Annotated in this window: 4 protein-coding genes and 1 pseudogene; all 5 read left to right on the top strand. The window is 66.5% G+C overall.

Annotated features, from left to right (window positions below; all coding sequences use genetic code 11):
- Positions 1–1,044: pseudogene (gene mycP, locus BST44_RS28655) on the top strand (type VII secretion-associated serine protease mycosin); the annotation flags it as partial.
- Positions 1,044–2,636, top strand: a complete 1,593-nt coding sequence (gene eccE, locus BST44_RS28660) for a type VII secretion protein EccE (protein WP_047323686.1) — start codon at positions 1,044–1,046, stop codon at positions 2,634–2,636. The pseudogene mycP and the gene eccE, both read left to right, overlap by 1 nt.
- Positions 2,637–2,657: 21 nt before the next feature.
- A complete protein-coding gene (gene eccA / locus BST44_RS28665) occupies positions 2,658–4,490 on the top strand; it encodes a type VII secretion AAA-ATPase EccA (RefSeq protein ID WP_047323685.1) in 1,833 nt (610 codons plus the stop codon).
- A 4-nt stretch (positions 4,491–4,494) separates the two neighbouring features.
- Positions 4,495–4,938 carry a hypothetical protein gene (locus BST44_RS28670; protein ID WP_047323684.1) on the top strand — a complete coding sequence of 148 codons (444 nt, stop codon included), beginning with the start codon at positions 4,495–4,497 and terminating at the stop codon, positions 4,936–4,938.
- Between the two features lie 80 nt (positions 4,939–5,018).
- The gene (locus BST44_RS28675) at positions 5,019–5,417 is read left to right on the top strand and encodes a hypothetical protein (protein ID WP_047323683.1); all 399 of its coding nucleotides are present in this window, start codon (positions 5,019–5,021) and stop codon (positions 5,415–5,417) included.
- The last annotated feature ends 183 nt before the right edge of the window (positions 5,418–5,600 follow it).

Below are 5,600 nucleotides of genomic sequence, written 5' to 3' on the forward strand. Positions count from 1 at the left end.
CGCCTGGACCGCCAGCGCCGCCACCCCCGCCTCCGGGAGCCCCCGCGCCGCCGCCACCGCCGGCGCCGGCAGCGGACGGGTTTTCCGGGGTGGCCCCCGATGTGCAGGTCATTGCGATCCGGCAAAGCTCCAAAGCGTTTAGCCCCAAGGATGCCTTCGCCGGTAACCAGGACCCGGCCACCCGGCGCAAGGCCGGCGATATCCGCACCATGGCGCGCGCGATCGTGCATGCGGCCAACATGGGCGCCACGGTGATCAACATTTCGGAGGTGTCGTGTATGACCGCGACCGACATGATCGATCAGCGCGATTTGGGGGCGGCGATTCATTACGCCGCGGTGGACCGCAACGTAGTGATCGTGGCCGCGGCCGGCAACGTCGGCAATGAAACCGGTGTCGGTAACGACTGCAAGCAGAACCCGATTTATAACCCGTTGACGCCCAACGATCCTCGCGACTGGGCTGGGGTGACGACGGTGGCCACCCCAGCATGGTTCTCCGATTATGTGCTCACCGTGGGCGCGGTGGATTCCAGCGGCGCTCCGCTGGGCAGCAGCATGGCCGGGCCCTGGGTGTCGATCGCCGCGCCCGGTACCGACGTCGAAGGCCTCTCGCCGCGCGATGACGGGCTGATGAATGCCGTTGAGGGCAACAAGAACACGCTAGTCGCCCAGGCGGGCACATCGTTTTCGGCCGCACTGGTGTCCGGGGTGGCCGCGCTGGTGCGCGCCAAGTACCCCCAGTTGACCGCACAATCAGGTGATCAACCGGTTGCTCGCGACAGCGCGGGCGCCAGCGCGCGGGGTGGATAACCAGGTCGGGCACGGCATCGTCGACCCGGTCGCCGCCTTGACCTATGACCTACCGCCTGGTGAACCTGTGGGGCCTCAGCACTTGGCGGCGCCGCTGGTGCTGGCACCGCCGAAGGTGGGCCGCGACATGACCCCGGTGTGGGTGGCCGCCGCCGGGGTCGGCGGGCTTGCGCTGCTGTGCTCGGTGGTACTGGGTTCAGCCGCCCTGATGCGTCGACGAGAGGGCCGGTGATGAAGTCAAATTTCCCGCTGAGTGTGGCTGCGAGCTGGGCGCGGGTCGTAGCGGTGTTCGTCGTCGACGTGGCGGTGATCGCAGCGGGCGCGGCCGCGGCGGGCCGCCCCGGCTGGTGGGTCGGTGTCGGGCTGACCGTGCTGATCACGGTCCTGGTGCTGCTGTGTTGGCGCGGTGCGCCGCTGCTGAGCCTGCTGTGGCGATCGGTGACCGGGCGCCGCCCGCGCGTCGGCGCCGCCGGCGAGCTGGCTGATTACGAGCGCCGCTTCGGGTCCGGGCCGGTCGGAATCCGCGCCGTGGGGCCACATTTGGTGGCAGTGGTCGCAGTCGACGGACCGCCGCATAGTCCCTCGGTGTTGGACTACCCGCGGGTGGAGTCCTTGGCGAAGCTGCCCCTCGAGGCGGTGGCCGCTGGGCTCGATCAGTTCGATGTGCACTTAGAAGGCATCGACATTGTCAGCGTGGGGGCGCGGCGTGCACCTAAAACGCATCACCCGTATGCGCCGGTGTATTCGGCCGAGGTGGGTGATCATCCCGCGGTCGGGCAGCGCCGCACGTGGCTGGTGGTGCGGTTCAACGCCTTGCAGAGTGCTAGGGCGATCGTGTGGCGCGAGTCGGTGGCAGCCACGATGAGCGCGGCCGCCGAATGGCTAGCAGCCGAGCTGACCAGCTTGCGTATCCCGTCACGGGTGCTCAGCGCCGCCCAGATCCGCGCCGCCGATGAGGCACTGCTGGCCGGTATCGACCCGACGGGCCTAGCGTCTGGATGGGGCCGGCTGCGCCATGCAGGCGGCTACGTGCAGACGTATTGGATGTCGCCAGGTGACATATCGAGTACTGCGATCGACCGGCTGTGGGCACCGGATACCGACGCCACCGCGGTTTCGGTCCAGCTGCGTCGTGCCGATAACGGGGCCACCACGGCGGGGGTGATGGTGCGCTACCACACCGGCGGCCCGCTGCCCGAGCCGCCGCTGACGGGCCTAAATCCGCTCGTCGGCCGCCACGACGCTGGGCTGGCCGCGGGTCTGCTGACCGCGGCCACCGGCGGGCTGAACCTGCCGGCCCGCGAGTTGGCCGCCGGGGAGAAGGTGGCGGTCCCGATCGGGGCAACGGGCATCATCGTGGGAACGACCGCCAGCGGGCATCCGCTGCTGGTGGATCTGCACGACCCCACCGAACTGGCGACGGTGACGATCGCCGGGGAGTTCGCGCTGCTGGTGCAGGTGGCGTTGCGGGCAGCCGCGACCGGATACCAGGTGCTGATTTGCACCAAGCAGCCGCAACGCTGGCAACAGGTCACCGGGGTCGGGCTGCAGATGGTGGGGGCGGCAGGCCTCGCTGAGCAGCTACCTCCGTCGCAGTACCCGTACGTGGTGGTCTATGACCGTGTCGGGGGCCCAACACCGGCGGGCGCGGCGGTCACCATACGCACCGTGGGTGCGCGCTCGGCCAGTGGCGCCGATATTCACATCGAGCAGGATGGTCGCGGCGCCGCGGTGATCCGCACGTGGGCATTTCAGTATCGGTTGCGGATCAACCTCGATTACGAGCGCCGCTTGATTGATGCCGGTCCCCGCCGGGCGGCCTAAACGGTTAGATTCGACATCACCATGACAGGTATCGAGGCAGAAACTCCGGCCCGCAGCGCATTTCGGCGAGGGCTGCTGGCATCGGGTATTGGTGTGGGCGGCTTAGTGCCCAGCCATAACCGTCAGGTGGCCGCCGAGATGTTCCGCACAGTCACCCGTGCCGAGCCAGGCGTGTGCGATGGCTGGATGGGCCGAGTGCTGGCCGGTGAGGACACGGTGGAGGTGCTGGCGGGGGCGTGGGCGGCCGCAGAAACCTTCGGCTGGGAGATCCGCCGTCTCGGCGTGCTGGGCGCCGATTTCCGCCCACTGGTCTTCGATGGCCTATTTTTGCAGCTGCCGATCGGGTCGGTGGATGCGCTGCGCGCCGCGTACGCCACGGTGCTGATCCGTGAAGCCAGCTACAGCCAAGCCGACGCGTTGGTGACTTCGACGGCCAAGCCGACCGATCCCTTCGACGCGGACATGCATACCTATGTGTGCGGGCTGCTGCATTTCCGCACGCAACGCTGGACCGATGTGTTGCGCCTGTTCCCGATCGACAAGCGTTGGTATCGGGCCGAATACGAGTGCGCGGCCACAGCGATGGCCACCACAGCGCTGGCATCACTTGGGGTGTTTGAAGATGCGTTTCGCCGCGGCGAGAGGGCCGCCGGCGATGACCGCGTGCCGCAGGCAGCCACCGTGACGCTCTACACCCAGGCGATGTGTCTTCGCCATCTGGGCCGCGAGGACGAGGCGGCCCAGCTGCTGCGCCGCGTGTATTCACGCGATCCGAAGTTCACCCCGGCCCGCGAAGCGATGGATGACCCCAGCCGGCGCCTGGTGCTCACCGACCCCGAAACCATTGAGGCTCGCACCGACCCGTGGGATCCCGACAGCGCCCCGAGTCGGCTAGAGACTGAGACGGCCCGTGATGCTGAGAAGGCGTCGGAATATTTGGCTGAGGGGCAAGCCGAGCTCGATGCCATGCTGGGCATGGAGACGGCCAAGCGCGAAATCAAACGCATCCGCTCCACCACGAAGGTCAATCTGGCCCGCTCTAAGGTGGGGCTGAGGGTGCCTGTGACCTCGCGGCACACCCTGCTGCTGGGCCCACCTGGGACCGGAAAGACCTCGGTGGCACGGTCTTTCACCAAACAACTGTGCGGGCTGAAGGTGTTGCGCAAGCCGCTGGTGGTGGAGACCAGCCGCGCCAAACTGTTGGGCCGCTACATGGCTGATGCGGAAAAGAACACCGAAGAAATGCTCGAGGGCGCCCTGGGTGGGGCGGTGTTTTTCGACGAGATGCACACCCTGCATGAACGTGGCTACTCCACCGGCGACCCCTACGGCAACGCCATCATCAACACGCTGCTGCTGTACATGGAGAATCACCGCGACGAGCTCGTAGTGTTCGGGGCGGGCTACGCCAAAGCCACCGAACGGATGTTGGAAGTCAATCAAGGTCTGCGCCGGCGGTTTTCGACCGTGATCGAGTTCCACAGCTACACCCCGCCAGAGCTGATCGAGCTGACCAAACTGATGGTGGGTGAAGACGAAGACGTGACTACCGATGAAGCCGTTGAGGTGCTGCGCCCAGACTTCGAGAGGTTCTATGCCGAAGAAACCCTCACTGCCGAAGGCGATTTGATCCGCGGCATCGACGTGCTGGGCAATGCCGGGTTCGTGCGTAACGTGGTCGAAAAAGCCCGCGATCACCGCAACGATCGCCTCGATACTGCCGAGCTCGATGACCTGCTGGCCAGCGACGACGTCGAAGTCACCGACGAGCAGCTGCTGCGGCTGCGCGAACTGACCCGCGAGGATTTAGCCGAAGGGCTGCGCGCCGCGGTCTCTGAAAAGCGCTCCGAGTAAGCCCGTGAAGCCGCGCAGCCGTCTTAGTGCGAACGACAGTGCGTTACTCGAGGCGCTGGTTCCGGTGGGCATCCTGGTGTCGCCCGACGAGATGATGAAGCTGGTGCCCATCGACGCCAGGGTCGTCGATGGGCACGTCGGCCCGTCCGCGGAATCCCTGACCGCCCAGCATGATCTCGTCTTCTGGTTCGATGCGGCCACAGGCTCGTTGCCGATCAACCGGATGGCCACGCTCAACTTGCATGCAGTGTCGAACTTTTCAATCAGGACCGTCCCACTGCTGCGCGGCGCCGTGCTGATCACGGGTATGTGCGCCGGTCACCCCGCGGGGCTGAGTTCGGCTCAGATCAAGGCTCTGCGCAACGAACACGAACCGGCGTGGCTCGCGGGATGGCTCATGCATATCCGCATTGAACAAGACACGCGGCGACGCCGACGTCATCGTTGAGCCCTTGCCCCGGGCGGCGTCACGGCCGGGCTGGCTGGCTACAGATAACTTGTCGGTCGTCTCTGCGACGATGACTGAGTATGGACACCATCGTGATAGCCACCGGAATGCCGTTTTTGCTGGCGTTCCTCGATCAGCACATCAATGAGGTTGTGCGGCTGTGGGAATCGTGGGTCGACTCTGGCGAATTGGTGCCGGCACGCTACGAACACAGTCAACGCGACGCGGTCATGCGGTTGCGTCCTGCCGTGCTGGGCGCCGTGGAATTTGTACCGAATGAGCCCGGCGGACGGCTTTTCCAGGACCGCGTGTTGTATACCCTGCCCGCCTTGGTCAGGGCCGATCAATCTGCGGATTTGGCCCCTGAACATTCCCACTACTGGACGCTGCAAATGAAGGGATTCGCGGCCACGCCGGAGCCGCTTGCCAAGGGCCGCACCGGTTTGGTGCTGGGGCATTGGGAGTTGGGCCGGCTTTAACGGGAACGCGTTGAGCGTCCCTTGGCCGGGCTGCTGTCTTCGGCGAGGTCGGCTTGGTCAGGTTGAGGGCGACTTGCACGCGGCTGACCGGTCGCGCCGGACCCAGGACCGGCGGGACTGTTGGTGGGCGGCGGCTTGGGGCTGGTGGCGCCGGCGCGGCCCGCGACGGGCGTTGTGGGGGGT

It is taken from the genome of Mycobacterium scrofulaceum, assembly GCF_002086735.1.
Taxonomy (GTDB): domain Bacteria; phylum Actinomycetota; class Actinomycetes; order Mycobacteriales; family Mycobacteriaceae; genus Mycobacterium; species Mycobacterium scrofulaceum.